General features: G+C 46.9%; 16 protein-coding genes and 1 other annotated feature. Of the genes, 4 read left to right on the forward strand and 12 right to left on the reverse strand.

What is annotated here, in order from left to right:
• Nucleotides 1-3: 3 nt before the first annotated feature.
• Nucleotides 4-717: an acetolactate decarboxylase gene (gene budA / locus ACY2IG_RS12870; RefSeq protein ID WP_214852765.1), complete on the forward strand. Its 714-nt coding sequence runs from the start codon at nt 4-6 to the stop codon at nt 715-717.
• Nucleotides 718-757: 40 nt separating this feature from the next.
• On the opposite strand, the gene ACY2IG_RS12875 is transcribed toward budA, so the two are convergent.
• From ACY2IG_RS12875 to pepV, 6 genes are read right to left on the reverse strand one after another with little or no spacing between them, the layout of a single operon-like run.
• On the reverse strand, nt 758-1558 hold the full coding sequence (locus ACY2IG_RS12875; RefSeq protein WP_056062733.1) for a phosphotransferase family protein: 801 nt from the start codon (nt 1556-1558) through the stop codon (nt 758-760).
• Nucleotides 1559-1609: 51 nt separating this feature from the next.
• Nucleotides 1610-3751 (reverse strand): type I pullulanase, encoded by a 2142-nt coding sequence (gene pulA, locus ACY2IG_RS12880; protein ID WP_462617988.1) that lies wholly within the window; start codon nt 3749-3751, stop codon nt 1610-1612.
• 34 nt (nt 3752-3785) lie between these two features.
• Nucleotides 3786-4640, reverse strand: coding sequence for a hypothetical protein (locus ACY2IG_RS12885; protein ID WP_308101853.1), 855 nt, complete (start codon nt 4638-4640; stop codon nt 3786-3788).
• Between the two features lie 22 nt (nt 4641-4662).
• Complete coding sequence (gene thpR, locus ACY2IG_RS12890; protein ID WP_308101854.1) at nt 4663-5181, reverse strand: RNA 2',3'-cyclic phosphodiesterase; 519 nt, start codon at nt 5179-5181, stop codon at nt 4663-4665.
• A gap of 7 nt (nt 5182-5188) precedes the next feature.
• Nucleotides 5189-6337, reverse strand: coding sequence for an MFS transporter (locus ACY2IG_RS12895; RefSeq protein WP_462617989.1), 1149 nt, complete (start codon nt 6335-6337; stop codon nt 5189-5191).
• A gap of 60 nt (nt 6338-6397) precedes the next feature.
• The gene (gene pepV, locus ACY2IG_RS12900; RefSeq protein ID WP_462617990.1) at nt 6398-7795 is read right to left on the reverse strand and encodes a dipeptidase PepV; all 1398 of its coding nucleotides are present in this window, start codon (nt 7793-7795) and stop codon (nt 6398-6400) included.
• A gap of 320 nt (nt 7796-8115) precedes the next feature.
• Here pepV and ACY2IG_RS12905 point away from each other — a divergent pair, with 320 nt between their 5' ends.
• Together ACY2IG_RS12905 and ACY2IG_RS12910 are read left to right on the forward strand one after the other, a co-directional pair.
• Nucleotides 8116-8334: a DeoR family transcriptional regulator gene (locus ACY2IG_RS12905; protein WP_023469095.1), complete on the forward strand. Its 219-nt coding sequence runs from the start codon at nt 8116-8118 to the stop codon at nt 8332-8334.
• A gap of 108 nt (nt 8335-8442) precedes the next feature.
• Nucleotides 8443-9075, forward strand: a complete 633-nt coding sequence (locus ACY2IG_RS12910) for an SDR family oxidoreductase (protein WP_462617991.1) — start codon at nt 8443-8445, stop codon at nt 9073-9075.
• 60 nt (nt 9076-9135) lie between these two features.
• Here ACY2IG_RS12910 and ACY2IG_RS12915 read toward each other — a convergent pair whose 3' ends face one another.
• Nucleotides 9136-9855, reverse strand: a complete 720-nt coding sequence (locus ACY2IG_RS12915) for a pseudouridine synthase (RefSeq protein ID WP_056062750.1) — start codon at nt 9853-9855, stop codon at nt 9136-9138.
• Entirely contained in the window at nt 9842-11506 is a 1665-nt protein-coding gene (locus tag ACY2IG_RS12920) for a putative polysaccharide biosynthesis protein (RefSeq protein WP_462617992.1), read from the reverse strand. The genes ACY2IG_RS12915 and ACY2IG_RS12920 overlap by 14 nt, the downstream gene beginning before the upstream one ends.
• Nucleotides 11507-11697: 191 nt before the next feature.
• Here ACY2IG_RS12920 and ACY2IG_RS12925 point away from each other — a divergent pair, with 191 nt between their 5' ends.
• A complete protein-coding gene (locus tag ACY2IG_RS12925) occupies nt 11698-12969 on the forward strand; it encodes a BaiN/RdsA family NAD(P)/FAD-dependent oxidoreductase (protein WP_462617993.1) in 1272 nt (423 codons plus the stop codon).
• Between the two features lie 57 nt (nt 12970-13026).
• On the opposite strand, the gene ACY2IG_RS12930 is transcribed toward ACY2IG_RS12925, so the two are convergent.
• The 4 genes from ACY2IG_RS12930 to ACY2IG_RS12945 all read right to left on the reverse strand — a co-directional run bounded on the left by ACY2IG_RS12930 (nt 13027) and on the right by ACY2IG_RS12945 (nt 18618).
• Nucleotides 13027-14004, reverse strand: coding sequence for a hypothetical protein (locus ACY2IG_RS12930; RefSeq protein WP_035406133.1), 978 nt, complete (start codon nt 14002-14004; stop codon nt 13027-13029).
• A gap of 131 nt (nt 14005-14135) precedes the next feature.
• Nucleotides 14136-16541: a leucine--tRNA ligase gene (leuS, locus tag ACY2IG_RS12935; RefSeq protein ID WP_035406130.1), complete on the reverse strand. Its 2406-nt coding sequence runs from the start codon at nt 16539-16541 to the stop codon at nt 14136-14138.
• A 46-nt stretch (nt 16542-16587) separates the two neighbouring features.
• Nucleotides 16588-16810 (reverse strand) — a binding site (T-box leader).
• 38 nt (nt 16811-16848) lie between these two features.
• Complete coding sequence (locus ACY2IG_RS12940) at nt 16849-17493, reverse strand: HAD family hydrolase (RefSeq protein ID WP_035406128.1); 645 nt, start codon at nt 17491-17493, stop codon at nt 16849-16851.
• A gap of 90 nt (nt 17494-17583) precedes the next feature.
• Nucleotides 17584-18618: a peptidoglycan bridge formation glycyltransferase FemA/FemB family protein gene (locus tag ACY2IG_RS12945; RefSeq protein WP_056062759.1), complete on the reverse strand. Its 1035-nt coding sequence runs from the start codon at nt 18616-18618 to the stop codon at nt 17584-17586.
• Between the last annotated feature and the right edge of the window lie 70 nt (nt 18619-18688).

Here is an 18688-nt window from a genome sequence, read left to right on the forward strand (position 1 = left end):
CACATGACACACGATAAAACGCTCGTCCAGATTTCAACGATGATGGCACTACTCGACGGAGTATTCGAGAGTGAAGTCACATACGCGTCCGTTATTGATCAACGAAATTTTGGTATCGGAACGTTCGACCACTTGGATGGTGAGATGATTGGTTTTGATGGTCAGTTCTACCAGCTCCGTTCAGACGGTAGCGCTCGACCACTTCAGCCTGAGACGACAACGCCGTTTGCGACATTGACCCGTTTCGTGCCAGAGCAAACGCTCTCCGTGACAGAAGAGATGTCAAAATCGGAATTCGAACACTGGTTGAATGAACAACTACCGACGATCAATAGTTTTTATGCCGTTCGAATTGATGGAACGTTCACAGAGGTGCAGACACGTACCGTCGCACGTCAAGAGAAACCGTTCGTTCCAATCACGGAAGCTGTCGCCTCTCAAAGCGCGCGTACTTTCGAACAAACGGAAGGAACACTCGCCGGTTACTACACACCACGGTTTGGTCACGGTATCGCCGTCGCTGGATATCATCTTCATTTCATCGATGCTGAACGCGCGGGCGGAGGCCATGTCTTTGACTACACGGTCAAGAACGTCACCGTCACATTCGAAGAAAAACCGCAGCTTGATTTACGTTTACCAACGACTGAAGCGTATCGGTCGGCGGATCTTGAAAGTCATGATATTGAAAAAGAGATTAAAATCGCAGAAGGTTAATCAAAAAAGCGTGTCGTTCCTTTTCGGAATGACACGCTTTTTAGTCGTTCGAGTATTCAAGTAACTGTTCTAGAAAATGATAGCTGTCCTCGACATCCGGATGACGCATATCTTCATACCAATACAAGGATAATACAGCTTGCGCTACGACATACCAATGCATTCGTTGTTTCAGATCATTCGTCAACGGATGACCATAATGCTCAAACCATTCGGGCCAAGCCGCTTCATCGACATAACTGTATAACATCATCCCGAGGTCATACGCACGGTCGGCAATGATCGCATCATCCCAGTCGTTCAGGTAGAGTTGACCGTCCGCTCCCGTCAACCAATTATTATGATTTAGATCTGAATGACAGACGACTTGTTCATCCGTTCTTACTTGCTCCAGATTTCGTTCGAGATAATCCATCGCAAGTTCTACCAATTCTGGATTCTCTAAGTCTTCTGGTTGAAAATATAAGTGACATTGGCGCAATAACTCATCAGGCTCGATCGGACGTTGGTCAAGCTGTTGTAGCATGAACAGCAATTCCTTCGAATCATGGATTTTCCCAAGCAAACGCGCCACTTCCGGACGTTCCATCATTTCCGGCTCCAACTCGTCGCCTTCAATGAATTGTTGCGCACTGATGACATCCCCGCTATAGATTCGTTTCGTCCATAATAATTTCGGGACGATTCCGTCCGCGGATAAAATCGCCAAGAACGGCGATGAATTTCGTTTTAAGAACAATTTTGATTGTCCGGTTGAAGCGATGTACGCTTCTCCTGTGATTCCACCTGCTGGCGTAAGGGTCCAGCCTTCGCCAAGCGCATCTAAAATATCTATTTCCATTATAATCCGCTCAACTTTTTTAGTAGATTTGCCTAAGGCACAATGCTTATCTTAACACGTCGCAATCGTCGTTGACAACGGAAGGACTTGAATCCTATCGACACCTTTCAGAAGCGGGTCGACCGAGGCATCATCCCCTTGGACATGTACATTCCAGCGCGAGTGATCGAGTGCGACTTCCACGATTTCGTGCGTCGTATTGTAGACAACGAGCGTGCGTTGCCACGCATCGTACGAATGGATCGCTTCGACTTCGTAGGCGATGACACCCGGACGTAAGTTGATGAAACGAAGCAGTTCTCGAACCTGATTCGCCCGGTGTAGACGGAATCCGCCATGCATTCTGCGAATTTGTAAAATCGTCTTGATATACGTAACGAGTGAGAAATGATCATCCCGGCGTTCCCAGTCCATTCGGTTGATTTCGTCCGATGCATTATAACTGTTTTCGACACCTTGTTTCGTACGCAAGAACTCTTGACCCGCATGCAGAAACGGAATGCCTTGCGCAAGCAAAGCGATCGTTTGAGCTAATCGACTCATCCGTAATAACTGAAGTTCGTCCGCTTCCGGACAGGAGATCTTCAATTTGTCGTACAGCGTATGGTTATCGTGCGCCTCGACATAGTTGATCGAATACGTCGGTTCCGGAAAACGTCCATACGTTTGGTTATCGATATGAACACTACCCGCAATCCCGTTTCGGACCTCTCCTTCTTTCCATCCGTCTCCGGCAACGAATCCTCGATCGTATGCACTGAACGTCGATCCTTTCAAGGCATCACGGAACACGTCATTAAAATGAGCGATTCGCGGCATTTGCGCAGCCGAGGCGCTCATTGCTTTGAATCGTTCCGGCAATGCCGTCGCAAGATCCCAGCCCTCTCCATACACAAGAATCGTAGGATCAATCGCATCGAGTGCTGCACGTACTTCATTCATCGTCTCAATGTCATGAATGCCCATTAAATCAAATCGAAACGCATCAATGCGGTAGACACGAGCAAAGTACGTCAAGCAATCAACGATGAGTCGACGCATCATGAATCGCTCGGATGCGGTATCGTTTCCAACACCCGTTCCGTTTGAGAGCGTGCCGTCTACTTCGTAACGGAAATAATAACCCGGAACGAGCTGTTCAAGAGAGGAACGCTCCCGAACAAAAACGTGGTTCATGACGACATCGAACGTAACACGAATCCCTGCTTCATGGAGTCGCTCCACCATATCCGCGTATTCTCGGACGCGAACGAGCGGTGCGACCGAACTCGCGTAGCTCCCAGCTAATCCGAACCAAAGCATCGGATCGTATCCCCAGTTATATGGCGACCTTGTTCGTTCATCGGTCGTTTCGAAGAAGTGGACCGGTAACAGCTGCAGATGCGTAATCCCGAGATCAAGAAGATAATCAAGACCTGTCGCATGTCCACGAGAAGAAACTGTTCCACGTTCCGCCACCCCTGCATATTGTCCCGGATGACTTGAACCAGCGGAACGATCAATCGTAAAATCGCGAATATTTGCTTCATAGATGACAGCGTCCGACGGTTTGACGAACAGAGGACGCGCGACTCGCTTGGGAAACCACTCGGAAATCGTCTGTTCAACGTCGGCGATGACACCGTAACGACCGTTCTCCGATATCGCATGAGCGTATGGATCGACGACTTCATGTGTGCCAACGTACGTCGTCACTTCATAGCGGTACCATCGTTCTGCTGATTCTTGCCCAAGTCGAAGGTGATAGGTACCTTGCTCTTGTCGCTCCATCTTGTGTCTTCCGAGTACCTGTTCATCTTGATCGTATACGATACACACGATTTGCTCTGCGACAGGCGACCAGACAGCAAAATGATACGTATCGTCTTCTTCCCAGACACCGAGCTTCTCTTCGTAACGGTACTTTCGCTCGAACGCTTCCGTCCGAACTAATCGATCAGGAACGACACGGATTGACCTGCCTGCTCCGAACACCTCATAGCGGCATTCTAACTCGACTGGTTCAAGAACCGTTAACTCATAAATCACGAACTGTTCCTCTCGATGCATTTCGGTCTGTTGAATTTCAAGCGGTTTCCCATCACATTCAAGCGACCAGTGGATTGACGGATTGCCTTCGATCTCGACTCGGATGCTTCGAAACGATGAGAACTCTGCCCGGATCACCGGTATTACCACCTCTTGGTTCGTCATGTCTTTCGCAACGACAATGCCGTCGCTTCCTCCCCTACTCTTGAATTCGTGACTGCCCTTCACTTAGAATTGCCATTTGAAACGGGATCGATACGGTCTCTTTTAGGATTTTTTCACACACCCGCATCTGAAACGCTTTTGTATGCGGCGCACTTGCATTCATTCGTTGCAGCCAGTTTGGAAACTCGACTTTATTGACGTAAGTCGTCGTCGTCTCTTTTGGAATCTGATCAAAATAACCTGAAGGTGCTAAAATGACTCGTTCGATCGGCAAGACATAATCTCGCCCAAGTATGACTCGTAGAATATCTTCCGTCCGCTTTAAACCGATGTTCGGATTCAAAATTTGTTTTGCGGATGCCTTGAACGGTTGTTCCCGCCACAACTTATCTCGCCGGATATGATAGATACTTTCGTCACCGTCAAGCCATTCCATGATATAAATCGCGGATGGACCGACGACGAACGGACTCAATTCGACTTCCCCGACTTGATATTGAATGACGGCTCGATAAAACATTGCATACTGTTCATTCAAGAGGTGTAACATCTGATAAAAATCTAAATGACGTTTTAACGGAATCCGCCAAATGTCCTCTTCGCCCGCTCCACCAGTGACGTTTAATAATTTTTGTAACTCGAGACGTTTTTTGTACCATTTATCAAACGCTCTTCGAGATAATTGTTTACCCGGAAGTTGAATGACTTCGCTTTTTTTCATCACTTGCCACCACTTCTTCGGACGGATGAGCGTTTCCCCGGGAAATAATTCTCCAGCCTCCCATCTACGATAGACATGAGCGTAATCAAGTGCCTGATGTTCACCGAACCGTTTTGTCATCTCAAGCGGATTTTTTTCAAATCGACTATCTAAGTCATATAGTTTCATCAAGATTGCGATGGGGATCACCTCATTCCTCTTTACCTAGATGAATCCGGTAAACCGGTTCATATCGCGGCGAAACGCCTGGTCGTACTTCAAACAGAATAAGTTCACGAACAGTCCATTCCACCGGTTGTATCGGATTCATCGTCCATTCTTCCGCCTCCGTGCGCCACTTCTTCGCGATCGTGACATGCGGAACGAATGGTTTAGTCGCACTTGGATCAATCAGACGCACTAATCGAAACAATTCCTCTGCTTCTGTTCCGAATCCGACGACACGTGGTCGCTCGTTTTGTCCAAAGGTAATTAGACGATCCAATCGAAGTACGAAAGGTTCGATCGTGCGCGCAATCTCCTGCAGTTGCTGTTTCCACGATTGTTGTTCTTTTTCATCCAATGGACCAAAAAAACGAAGCGTCAAATGGTACTCTTCTAACGTATAGACATTTCGAAAGTAATCAGATAGAGATAAACGATTAGCGATATTTGCTAAATCTTCAGAAGGAATCGGTAAGGCAACGAAAAAGTGTCGTTCCTGTCTCATCGTATCTTCACTCCTTCATTCGACCACTGACACTGTACAAGACGGCACCAAGAATACTGCTAATTGTATATACCCAAAAGACGGTATAGATTGTACTTTGGTCTAGCACAAACCCACTCATCAAGTTAAACAGCGCTGTCGCTAGCCCTGTCGTCGTTGCCATATATGTACTGACAGCTGTTGCGACCATCGTCTCTGGAACGAGTGACCGAACATAGTCTAATGCAACAGGGATCAACAATCCGACGATCATTCCTTGCATCGCAGACAATACCCAAAGCATGACGATCGGAAGCTCTAATGCGATCATCGCCGTACGAGCAGCTGACAGCAAGGAAATGAAGACAAGAACTGGAATCGATCCGAATCGTAACAATAGACGCGAAGCGATGCGCATGAACGGGATTTCGCACAGAACGGCGACGAAGAACAAGGTCCCGACGAGCGCGGTTGTCTCTCCACGAATCGTGACGTAGCTGCCAAAGTAATAGTTATTGGCGAAGATCGGTCCGAAGATCAAACTCCCTCCCGCTAAGAATAACAAGAAGCGTCGATTCGAAAAGAGTTGTTTCAACGGTACCTGTTGTTGATGTGAAATGTGTACGTTCCCCGTTTCTTCAATACCGATCAACACAAGAAAACCAAGAACCCACGCTGCACCGGTCGCATAAAAAATCAGACCAAGTCCGCCCTCCTCAGTGATTTGTCCAAGGATGAAGACGGCTAAAGCAAAACCAGCTGATCCAAAAAGACGCAAGGCGCCATAATCTACCTTACGTTTTCGTGTATATTCGATCGCTAATGTATCAACGAGTGGAATATGCGCGCACTGGAATAATGCCCAGACACATGAAATCAACAGTAAAAGTAGATAAGCGGACGTCAGTAAGTAACTTAATGTAAATACTCCAGCGGCGAGCATGGCAACGAGTAAGAGACGTTTCGGCTTTCCGAGTCGATCTGCCGCGATGCCCCAAACGGGCTGTAAGAAAATAGAGAGAATCGGTCCGATCGCAACGATTGTACCAATCTCTGAAGCGGACAGACCGAACGCATCGCTTGAGAAATAAAGCGCAAGATACGGAATGAGTGCACCTTGTCCAAAGAAAATAAAGAAATATAACGCTTGGAAATGATAGGTTTGACGATTTTTCACACGGAACTTCCTTTCAAGAAGCAATCCCCCCATCTTCACGATGCGGGGGATCATCAGTCATTATTTTGCGAGTTCATAAATTGCTTCTGCATAAATCGCGACAGCAAGCAAGAGTTCTTCAAAATCAACATATTCATCGACTTGGTGGGCAACTTCAGGACCACCTGGGAAGACTGGTCCAAATGCGACCCCTGCCGTCAACGAACGTGCATATGTACCACCACCGATAGCAATCAGATCAGCTGGTTGGTTCGTATGACGTTCATACACGGCACTCAGTGTCTGAATCAATTCATGATCCGGATCGACATGGTGTGGTGTCATATGTGTTCGAGTCTGTAACTCGAAGCCATATCCCGCTGCCGCTTCCTTGAGGATTTGCAAGCGTTCCGTGAAGTCTGCTGAATAAGGATAACGGATGTTGATCGACGCTGTTCCTTGCTCTTCTGCATACCGGAATACACCACCGTTGATCGTTAAGTCACCTGTCTCGTCTGAAGCAGCGACACCAATCGCTACACCGCGAGAATCACGGAACATGTGCGTGACAAGCTGAATATAACGACGACCGTTATAATCCAAGTGAAGCGTATTGAGGAAACGTGCTAAATGTAAGGCAGCATTTTTACCGTTATCCGGCTCCATGGCATGGGCTGCGACACCGTTCACATCAAGAACGAGACCTTCCGTTTCTTGCTTGACCGTCCCAGACAAGCCTTGTTCTTCAAGATACGTATGGAAATCCGTTTCAAGCGTCCCCAATTCGACGACACGAAGAAGTGCTTGGGCATGACCCGGAACCATGTTCGGACGTTCGCCGCCTTCAAAACGAACGAGATGGTAGCCTGTATCAGATGCTTGCGCTGGTTTCCCTTGCATCAATAACCCATCATACAGTCCTTTTTCCGCATTGATGATCGGGAAGTCGGCATCTGGTGCAAAACCGAGAGTCGGCATCTCTTCATGTTTGAAGTAATGATTCACACAACGCCATTCACTCTCTTCATCTCCTCCAGCAATCAAACGAATACGTTTTGAGAGCGGTAATCCGAGTTCTTTGACGATCTTCAAGGCATAATAAGCTGCCATCGTCGGTCCTTTATCATCGATTGCACCGCGCGCATACAGCTTCCCATCGACAAGCGTTGGGTTAAACGGACCGTATGTCCAGTGATCGCCACCAGCTGGTACGACGTCTAAGTGACAAAGAATACCGAGTAACTCTTCCCCTTGACCATATTCCAAATGTCCGGCGTATCCATCAACATTTTTTGTCTTGAATCCGTCTCGTTCCCCTGTCGCGAGCATCCAATCAAGGGCTCGTTTGACTTCTTGGCCAAACGGCGCGCCTTCTTCGATTGTTGATTCATCAAGTATACTCGGAATCCGCAGTAGTTCTTTTAAATCCTCTAATAAGTCCTTGCGACGCGCGAGTACTTCTTCTTTCCAATTCACCATCTGATTTCGCTCCTTCATTCTGGGTTGAATTCGTTTCCTTATACACCTTTCTAGTATAGCGAATATTCGTTCAGATACGAACATCCAAATTCTGTTTTCTTTTTTATTTGTTGAAATAACGAACATTCAAAGACATTAAAACTCCAATTATCGACTTTACAATCTGTTTGAATATGTTTTTTATGCAAACGTTCGGTTAAATCACTTGCAATTTAACATCAAAACGTTATACTAAAGGCGAAACAACTGGATATTGCATTGTCTTTTGTCACCCGAAGCTTTAGAACACTATTCTATCCATTGGGGGAGTGGTTATACCAATGAAAGATTCTACAGACCGTATGTTGACCCGGATTAAATCGATTTATCTCTACATCCAAGAGAACGGAGCTACTACGACAGCAGAGTTGGTTGAAGAGTTTGGCATCACTTCAAGGACCGTTCAGCGGGATTTGAACGTGCTCGAATACAACAATCTCATTGTGAGCCCTCGACGCGGTACATGGACGTCGAGCAAGAAACAAAAGCAAGCGGGTTGATCCACTGTTTCACTATGTATATCTTTCGATGACGCGATTCTTCGCGTCTTTTTTTGTTATCTTTTTTAAAACGTGGGGTATAGCTATTGGGAGAAGGAGTTGAGAAGAATGAATATTTTAATCATTGGAGCAAACGGAACGACCGGACGCAAGATGGTCGAATTGATCGCTAAACAAGGTGATCATCAAGCAATCGCGGTCGTACGAGAAGAAAATCAAATCAACGATTTGATTGCACTCGGTGCATCTGAAGTCAGACTTGGGGATTTGACGAAGGATGTCAGTGGTGTCATCAGTAATGCGGACGTCGTCATCTTTGCAGCGGGTGCTGGTGGCGCATCAGACGAATTGACGCGCGCCGTCGATCAAGAAGGCGCAATTAAAGTCATCGATGCAGCAAAAGCCAACGGTATCGATCGTTTCCTGATGCTCAGTTCAGTAGGTACCGAAGAACCAAAAGGTGAATTGAGAGTATATCTCGAATCTAAAGCAACAGCAGACGCACACCTCCAGGAAAGCGGACTCAATTATACGATCGTACGTCCTGGTCCACTCAGCTATGACGACCCGGCAGGCACTGTCGAAACGAAAGAGCATTTCGATTCATACGAAGATCGTAAGGTGTCGCGTGATGATATCGCAGCATTATTCGTTCACTTGATCGATCATCCGACACAATCTCGTGTATTCGAAGTACTCAGTGGTCCTTATCCAATCGCAGAAGCATTGCGTAATCAATAATCGAAACCCATAACAAAAGGCGATGGAATGTACGCTCATTCCACCGCCTTTTCGTTTTGCTTATTCAGGTTGCCACTCAAACAAAGACAGTTCCGCTGGCGTCAGTTCACGATAATCTCCGAGCGCAAGTGCCGGATCGAGTTCCAAGCGGCCAATCGAGCGCCGTTTCAAGAACGTGACCTCTTTCCCGAGCGCAAGCATCATCCGTTTGACTTGATGGAACTTCCCTTCCGTGATCGTCAATTCAAGCGTCGAGTCCGTTTCTGTCGTCGATAAGATGACAAGTTTTCCCGGCTTTGCTCGGTAGCCGTCTTCTAACGTGACGCCTGCCGCAACCGCTTCGATGTCTTCTTGCGTCAAGACACCTGTCACTTCTGCGTAATACGTTTTTTCGACGTGTTTCTTTGGAGACATTAAAGCGTGATTAAACGACCCATCATTCGTCAACAGCAATAGACCCTCTGTATCTTTATCGAGTCGTCCGACCGGGAACGGTTTGAAATACGTCACGTCTTCAAACAACAGATCAATGACGGTCTCATCTCGTTTATCTTCTGTTGCACTAATGACACCCGGTGGTTTATTCATCATCAAGTAGATGTATTTTTGATACGTAACCGGTTCCCCATACATCAGAACCTGTTGCGTCTCGACATCGACATGTTGTTTCGGATCACGCACGATCTCTCCATCGACTTGAATCGCCCCTGCCTTCAGCAGCAGCTTCACTTCTTTTCGGGAGCCTGCTCCCATGTTGGATAACAATTTATCTAGACGCATGACCTCGTCCTCGTTTCAATGAAATTTTACGTCCTAATACGACTTCTGCTAAGCCACTCCAAATCGAGAGTCCTGCAAAAATCACGATTCCGACTGCTGCACCTACGATCAGAATCAATAGAGACGCCCATGTCGTCTCTGGCAAGATGGATACCATTCCCCACTTGACGAGCGCGACACCCGCTCCCATCAAGGCGCTGATGATCAAGATCAACGACGTCCGGCGTAAGACCGTACTGAATGGGAACTTCACCGTTTGTGTGATCCGGAAGAACATCAAACCGGTCGCAACGAGATAGCCGATGATCGTCGCATATCCAGCACCTGTTCCATCACCCGTCAAATGAATCAACGGTGCATTCAAGAGATACTTCGCAAGTAATCCAGCAAGTGTTGCGATGATCGTAAAGTACTGACGGTTAATCCCTTGAAGGACCGCTGCCGTGACTGAATAAAGGGCAAGGAACAAGGCACTTGGTGCATAACTCAACAGATAGACCCATGCTGCCTGATCTTTCGGGAACAGGACGTGGAACGTTTCTTCACTGAGGAGAATCATACCGACGACAGCTGGAATCGTAATAAAGAATACGAGTTGATAGATCTGTGAAATTTGAGCCCGTACCTTTCGCATATCCCCCTGCGTAAATGAGGCTGTCAATAGTGGCGTCGCAGACAAAGATAAGCCCGTTGCGACAGAGACCGGAATCAAGACGATCTTATGACTATCCGCAATCAGATAGGCCGTCGCATTTCCAGCAGCTTCGAGTGTATAACCGATACTTTGTAACGCGGCATTCATCGTGTTCTGATCGATGACTTGATAAAGCGGCGTCGAAACTCCAACCATGACGATTGGAATCGCATATGCTAACAACTCTTTATACAAATCCGTTAACGGGCGATCCGGCGAACGGACGGTTTGTGTAGCGCGTAGTTCCTGTAAACCACTGGCACGCTTGCGGAAGTAATAAATCAGCACGGCTATACTTCCAATTGCGCCAATAAAGGCGCTAAATGTTGCAATCGTCGCTGCCCATGCAACCCCAGAATCAAATAAATAGATGGCGATGCTGACTCCTGCAAGCAAGAAGATGATCCGAACGATTTGTTCTAGGATTTGCGAAATCGCAGTTGGACCCATCGATTGATATCCTTGGAAATATCCACGCGTCATACTCATCGGTGGAATCAAGAGTAACGCAAAACTAACCCCTCGAATCGTCATCGTGACGGCATCGACGTATGAGGCTGAATCGACGTCACCGCCCGGAATGGCCCGGTGCGCTAAATACGGTGCAAGGAAGAATAAGGCAAGAAAAGAAACAACCCCGGTCAAGGACATGATCTTTAGACCAGATCGATACAATCGTTCACTCGTATCATATTCTCCTAACGCATTGTATTTGGCGACGAATTTTGAGACGGCAACAGGAATCCCCGCTGTCGCGACACCAATCATGATCGTGTAATAGTTATAGGCATACGTATAAAACATGATACCTGTCGCACCGACCATGAACTGAAACGGAAAGAGATAAATCAAACCCAGTGCGCGGGAAATCAGTGACGCACCGGACAGGAGCATCGTTCCACGAACGAATCCTGCATTGCCGGAAGAAGTAGACTGCTTATTACTGACTGTGGACATGGTAACATCCCTCACGCTTTCTAATTTTTAAATCGACACTCTAATCGTGACTGTCTCATTATACAAGTTCTCTCGTACACAATTGCAAATCATTATACCGCTGTCTATCTTGAATTGAAAGAGACGGTTTGTTTACAGTCGCAACTTCTGCTAAAGTGAAACAAGCAGAATTCTATGAATGAGGTGACCTTATGTACGATGTAATCGTAATCGGAGGCGGACCAAGCGGTTTGATGGCGACGCTCGCCTCTTTACAAGCCGGAGCCCGGACGCTCCTGCTCGATAAAGGAAATAAATTAGGACGAAAGCTCGCAATCTCTGGCGGCGGACGGTGTAACGTCACGAACCGAAAGCCACTCGATGAGCTCGTCCAGTCGATTCCAGGAAACGGACGTTTCCTTTATAGCGCCTTTTCTCAATTTAATAATGAATCGATCATCGATTTGTTCGAAGGATTTGGTGTCGCACTCAAAGAAGAGGATAACGGTCGGATGTTCCCGGTCTCGGATAAGGCGGCAGACGTCGTTCGTGTATTGATCGATCAAATCCGTGCACATGGCGCCGAGATTCAAACAGACGCGCAAGTCGCTACGCTCGACTTCCATCCAGATGGTTCTTTTGCAGCTGTCATCTTAGAAAACGGCATGCGTCTTGAAGCAAAAAGTTGTATCGTAGCGGTCGGCGGACAATCTGTTCCGCACACGGGTTCGACGGGTGACGGCTATCCGTGGGCTGAAAAAGCTGGTCATACGATCACGGAACTTTTCCCAACGGAAGTCCCGATTTTGTTAGGTGATACGTTCATTCATAAAAAAACATTACAAGGACTGTCGTTGCGTGACGTTGCCTTAACGGTTCACGGTAAAAAGGACAAAGCAATCAAGACACATACGGGTGATCTACTGTTCACACACTTCGGTTTAAGTGGTCCGATCGCTTTACGGTGTAGCCAATATACGATCAAAGAGCGCAAACGATCGAAAGAGACGATCGTTCATCTATCGATCGATCTCTTCCCGGATGAGTCGCTTGGTGCATTAACAGAACGCTTCCAGGCAGCACTTGCGGCAAATCCGAAGAAATCGGTTCGGAATGCCCTTCGTGGTTTTGTACCAGAACGATTGCTTGAACTCCTGTTCGCTCGAATCGGCTTTGGCGATGAAGTTTGTACACAAGTAAAGAAACAGGACTGGACGGACTTCCTGCAACAATTGAAACGATTCCCACTCAAAGCAACAGGAACGCTCGATTTCGATAAGGCCTTCGTCACTGGTGGCGGTGTCTCGATTAAAGAGATTGATCCCAAAACGATGATGTCGAAAAAGGCGGAGCGATTATTCTTCGCTGGCGAAATTCTTGATATCCATGGCTATACAGGTGGATACAATATCACAGCTGCGTTCGTGACGGGTCATTGTGCCGGTAGTCACGCTGCAGAGATGGCACGTGACACTGTCTCTTAATACAAAAAAGACCCGATTTGTCTCTGTTAATCAGAGAAATCGGGTCTTTTTTCTACATCAGTCAATCGGTGTGAACGATCGACTTGAGAATTTATCCGTGACGACTAAGGCGAACAATTCATTATCTTGTACAAAGATTCCTTTTGATCCATACACTTTCGGACTCGCTGTCTCCCCCGTAATCGTTTTCTCTTTCTGATCAATCGAATAAAGATAAAGTGCTTCTGAGTCTAACGTATAGATCCGACCTTGCCGTTCTGCAAGACCAATCGGACGGAATCTGGATTCAAATGCTTTTTTCGCATCACTTCGCATTCCGCTCGCCGCTTCGATTTTCTCTCGTTTGATGATCGACAAGTACGGTGGTTTTTGCTTTTTCTTTAAGGCACGCTTCTTCTTTTCCGAAGCATCTGGATCAATCTTGATTTTGTCCTCTTTCATTGCAAAGTAAGTCAATTCAACACGACCAATCGAGCGAATTTGATTGATTGTATAGAATTCTTTTTTCTTCGCATCATATCCAAGACCATGGAAACTGTCTCGAATCGTCGTCCCTTGTACTTTTTCGCGTTTTTCTTCACTCCAGACGCCATCTTTTCGTTTAATCGTGACTAGAATTTGATTCGACGTCAATAAAGCGACTGTCTCTCCATCAACGAGTGTCATCCCGTCAAGACCAGACAATAAGAGTTTCCCTTCTTCCAACTGAAACGTCGCATTGATACGTTCTCCAGTTCCACTGATTTCAAAGAAACGGTAGTCCTCTGTTACGACGAGGTACGAACCTATGGAATCATCATATAACATCTGTTGAACATTTTTAATTAACGGTTCTTCTGGATTCGGAATGGCTGAAGGCGTTTTCGGTGGCACCTGTTTGACAGCTGCCTGATGCTTCGATTGCGTCTCGATTTTCGCGAACGTTTCCTGAATACGTGACAACGTCTCTGGCTTCGAGAAGACGAGCAGTATACAAAGAATCAACCCCGAAACGACAGCAAAAATCGTTGTATAGACTATATAAGATCGTTTCATTGATGATAATCGCCTTTCTTTCTCGGTTTCTGATTCAGTGTAGCAGAAGGACGTTCAAAAAAAAAGCGGACTTGCGACGGAAATGAAGAAACCCCTTCCATTCGCATCAAGTGAATGAAAGGGGTTATGGCTTAGTTCGCCACGATATTGATCAATTTTTTCGGTACGACGATGACTTTCCGAACCGTCTTGTCGCCAATCCATTCTTGTGTCTTTTCATCAGCAAAGGCAAGTGCTTCGATTTCTTCTTTTGTCGCATCGATGTTGATTTCGATTTTCGAGCGAACTTTACCGTTCACTTGAATGACGAATTCCATCGTATCGCTGACAAGTTTTGATTCATCGAATGTTGGCCATGCCGCATACGTCAATGTCTCTTCAAAGCCAAGTTGTTCCCACAGTTCTTCACCAAGGTGCGGTGCGACTGGTGTTAACAATTGAATGAATCCACGAAGGAAGTGACGCGGGAGAACCGGCTGTTTATTCGCTTCGTTGACGAAGACCATGAGTTGCGAAATCCCGGTGTTGAACTGAATGTTCGCGAAGTCTTCCGTGACCTTCTTGACGGTCTGGTGGTATGTCCGTTCGAAGTCAGCATCGACTTCCGTGACGTCTTGAATGTCTGCTGTCCGTTCGAACAAGCGCCAAACGCGATCGAGGAAACGACGCGCTCCGTCAAGACCGTTCTCAGACCAGGCAACCGATGCATCGAGTGGTCCCATGAACATTTCGTATAAACGTAACGTATCAGCACCATGCGACTTGACGATTTCATCTGGGTTGATGACGTTACCGCGAGATTTTGACATTTTCTCGTTGTTCTCTCCAAGGATCATTCCTTGGTTGTATAACTTCTGGAATGGTTCTTTTGTTGGTACGACGCCTGCATCATACAAGACTTTATGCCAGAACCGTGCATACAACAAATGAAGAACAGCATGCTCTGCCCCACCGATATAAATATCGACTGGAAGCCAGTATTTTAATTTTTCTGGATCCGCAATCGCTTCTTCATTGTGTGGATCGATGAAACGAAGGTAGTACCAGCAGCTTCCGCCCCATTGTGGCATCGTATTCGTCTCGCGACGGCCTTTCATTCCTGTTTCAGGATCTGTGTAATCCAACCAGTCTTCAGCAAGCGCAAGTGGTGATTCGCCCGTACCAGACGGTTTGATTTCTGGAATGATTGGAAGTTCAAGCGGTAATTCCTCTTGATTGAGTGTTTTCATTGAACCATCTTCCATATGAACGACTGGAATCGGCTCGCCCCAATACCGTTGACGACTGAACAACCAGTCTCGGAGTCGATACGTGATTTTTTTACGACCGACTTGGTTCGTTTCGAGTTCAGCGATCATCGTCTCGATTGCTTCTTGTTTCCCAAGTCCATCAAGCATATGCGAGTTGACGTGTTCGCCCTCTCCTGTGTAGGCTGCTTCGTCGACATTTCCACCCGCGACGACTTCAACGATCGGTAAGTCGAATTGTTTCGCGAATTCGTGGTCGCGCTCATCGTGTCCTGGAACAGCCATGATCGCACCTGTTCCGTAAGAAGCAAGGACGTAATCAGCGATCCAGATTGGAAGACGATCGCCTGAGATCGGATTGACCGCAAAAGCACCCGTGAAGACACCCGTTTTTTCCTTCGCTAAATCCGTTCGCTCGAGATCTGACTTCGTTTGGACTTGCGAAATGTACGCATCGACGGCTTCCTTGTGATCCGCTGTCGTGATGTCAGCTACGAATGGATGCTCCGGTGCAAGTACTAGATACGTCGCACCGAAGATCGTGTCCGGACGTGTCGTAAAGACCGTGACTTGTTTTTTATGTCCATCAATCGTGAAATCAATCTCAGCACCCTCAGATTTCCCGATCCAGTTGCGTTGCATCTCTTTGACAGAATCCGGCCAATCGAGATCATCCAGATCTTCAAGAAGGCGATCCGCATATTCCGTGATTTTCAAGACCCATTGACGCATCGGAACACGCACAACCGGATGATTTCCGCGTTCGGATAATCCGTCGATGACCTCTTCATTCGCAAGGACAGTTCCAAGTGCCGGGCACCAGTTGACTGCGACTTCGTCTACGAAGGCAAGTCCTTTTTCATACAACTTCGTAAAGATCCACTGCGTCCATTTGTAGTATTTTGGATCCGTTGTGTTGATTTCACGATCCCAGTCATACGAGAATCCAAGTTCTTTAAGCTGACGCTTGAACGTCTCGATGTTTTTCGCTGTGAATTCGCGTGGATCGTTTCCTGTATCGAGCGCGTATTGTTCTGCTGGTAATCCGAACGCATCCCATCCCATTGGGTGAAGGACATTGTATCCTTGCATCCGCTTCATCCGTGCGAGGATATCCGTTGCTGTGTAACCTTCCGGATGACCAACATGGAGTCCAGCACCTGACGGATACGGGAACATATCAAGGGCATAGAACCCTTCTTTTTCTGGATCTTCTGTCGTGACGAAGGCGTTGTCTTGATCCCAACGCGCCTGCCATTTCGGTTCAATTTCGCGATGATTGTACGGCATGTCTTTTCCTCCTCTAATCTAAAAAAACCGGTCTTCCGCCCCTAAGAAAAGGGACGAAAGACCGGTTTGGCTTCCGCGGTACCACCCACGTTGTCTGTCTATGACAGACCGCTTGATTCACGGATAACGGTGTGAAAGACCGGATTCGCTACTACGACTTCACGAATCGTGCTCCCTGACGAGTTCACGGTTGTTACCGACTGGTTCGCACCTTCCACCAGCTCTCTTGACGGCACCTTTCCCCTACTACTTCAGTTCCATGCATTTGACTATCTTTTTCTAGTGTAATCTGTTTCTTCCTCAAGCGTCAACGCTTCCGTAAAATTTCCTCGATTTCTGCGTGTGATTGCGCGACATGATCCGCTTGCTCTAAGCGTTGCGTTGGCATCCGGTCATCAAGAAGCGCAATCACTTCCATGCCTGCTGCTTTCGCACCAATCATCCCGTTCGCAGCGTCTTCAATGACAAGACAGTTCTCGGGTGCGTGTCCAATCCGCTCTGCCGCAAGTCGAAAAATCGCGGGATCCGGTTTCGAACGGATGACTTCTTCTCCACTGACGTAGTGCGTGATCGGAAGCCCATAATGACGGATGACACGTTCGATTTTCTGAAGTGAACTCGAAGAAGCAATGCCGATATCGTAACCAAGAGTCGCCGCTTGTTCGATGACTTGTGTGACGCCTTTTTTTAATCCACACTCCTCCGGCTTTGCATGAATTTGAAACAAGCGATGTTCTTCCTCAAGCAACGCACTAGCTGTTTCTTTCAGCTGATGCTGGGCGACGAGTTCTTCCCACATTTCATCTCCTGTTTTTCCCATGAACGTCGCATACTGAACCGGATCAAGCGGAATCGATAACCTTTTGAACATCTGTTGATGCACTTCAAAGTAGCGAATCTCACTATCTAAGATAACCCCGTCCATATCAAAAATCAGACCGCGTTTTTTCACGATAACTCCCCCTTTATTGATCGATCCTGACTTCAGCATATCAAAAAAACGACTACACGATGTAGTCGTTTTCATACTCTCATTATCTATTTAACTAGTTGCCACCTGAATACCAGCTTGTCGATACGCCGGAAAATAATCGGAATCAGCATTTGATCCGTATCGTACGCAGAGCAAATCATATAGTGATGGCTGCAGGATGGATTTTCCTTGATGATACTCAAATAGTCGATATCCAGTGTAACGGCATTTACTCTCAAAAAGACTATCCCGTTCTTGATACCCGCCCCCAAGATGTTGTTCGACGAGTCCCCGTGCTTTTGCCTGAAGAATTGCTTCGTACTCAAGTCGCTGATTCGGGAACATCTTCGCTTCATCCCGCTTACAGCCGATCAAATGACCGTGGGCGTATTCTTTTCCAAGCAATACGAAGTATCCCCCAACCGCTTTTCCGTCGATTTCCGCCATCAGTAATAAGGGCTCACAAAGTGGGTTCGTCTCCATCAATTGCTCAAAATACGTCGCGGTAAAATAATAATGAGCCGAGGCATTCTTCCGGTCCATCGTTTCATGATACAACGCTAAAAAAACAGGTAGATCGTCCCGTGTTCCTGTTCTGACGGTTAAGGGTGAAGCAAGCGATTTACGAATCATGCTTCTCGTCTTCTTATGAAATGTCTGCATGATATCTTCAAGTGAAGGACGCAAATCAATACTCGTCGTATGACGGATGAAGGAAACTTTTGTCCAGTCCTGCATAAACCGTTCATTACCTGTTAATGGATTAAAGCGGATCATTTCCGAGACGATCGATTCTTGCTCCGCCCACCTCTCAAAGGATAAACGAGCCTGCTGGATCTCGGACGCAGTCAGTCGACCGATGATTTCCGGTCCGCCATAGCCGTACGGGGTAATGAGATCTGAATAAGGCGTATCAAAAATACGACGCTTCAAAAAAGGATAAAACAGTGTTCCTGCATGACCTTCATAAAGAAATAATACCGCTTGCTCAGACGGTCTAGCGTTGAGCGTGACGTATTGGTGACTATAGAAGATATCAAGAGGCTGTTTCTGTACGTGTGTCGTCCAAGTTGCGGCATCTGTGATGAATTGACACCTTTCCATCCGTGCACCTCCAGTCAAAAAGAAGCAACGTTCATATGACCTTTCTTTTCAAGTTCTTGATTAGAAAGTA

It is taken from the genome of Exiguobacterium sp. EF_C8 (assembly GCF_054956715.1).

Bases quoted from the DNA above. Each gene is read 5' to 3' on its own strand.
- ACY2IG_RS12945 (WP_056062759.1), bottom strand. From the start codon at position 18,618: ATGGAAAGGTGTCAATTCATCACAGATGCCGCAACTTGGACGACACAC.
- ACY2IG_RS12915 (WP_056062750.1), bottom strand. From the start codon at position 9,855: ATGCGTCTAGATAAATTGTTATCCAACATGGGAGCAGGCTCCCGAAAA.
- ACY2IG_RS12930 (WP_035406133.1), bottom strand. From the start codon at position 14,004: ATGAAACGATCTTATATAGTCTATACAACGATTTTTGCTGTCGTTTCG.
- ACY2IG_RS12885 (WP_308101853.1), bottom strand. From the start codon at position 4,640: ATGAAACTATATGACTTAGATAGTCGATTTGAAAAAAATCCGCTTGAG.
- pulA (WP_462617988.1), bottom strand. From the start codon at position 3,751: ATGACGAACCAAGAGGTGGTAATACCGGTGATCCGGGCAGAGTTCTCA.
- leuS (WP_035406130.1), bottom strand. From the start codon at position 16,541: ATGCCGTACAATCATCGCGAAATTGAACCGAAATGGCAGGCGCGTTGG.
- ACY2IG_RS12925 (WP_462617993.1), top strand. From the start codon at position 11,698: ATGTACGATGTAATCGTAATCGGAGGCGGACCAAGCGGTTTGATGGCG.
- thpR (WP_308101854.1), bottom strand. From the start codon at position 5,181: ATGAGACAGGAACGACACTTTTTCGTTGCCTTACCGATTCCTTCTGAA.
- ACY2IG_RS12920 (WP_462617992.1), bottom strand. From the start codon at position 11,506: ATGTCCACAGTCAGTAATAAGCAGTCTACTTCTTCCGGCAATGCAGGA.
- ACY2IG_RS12910 (WP_462617991.1), top strand. From the start codon at position 8,443: ATGAATATTTTAATCATTGGAGCAAACGGAACGACCGGACGCAAGATG.
- budA (WP_214852765.1), top strand. From the start codon at position 4: ATGACACACGATAAAACGCTCGTCCAGATTTCAACGATGATGGCACTA.
- ACY2IG_RS12875 (WP_056062733.1), bottom strand. From the start codon at position 1,558: ATGGAAATAGATATTTTAGATGCGCTTGGCGAAGGCTGGACCCTTACG.
- ACY2IG_RS12905 (WP_023469095.1), top strand. From the start codon at position 8,116: ATGAAAGATTCTACAGACCGTATGTTGACCCGGATTAAATCGATTTAT.
- pepV (WP_462617990.1), bottom strand. From the start codon at position 7,795: ATGGTGAATTGGAAAGAAGAAGTACTCGCGCGTCGCAAGGACTTATTA.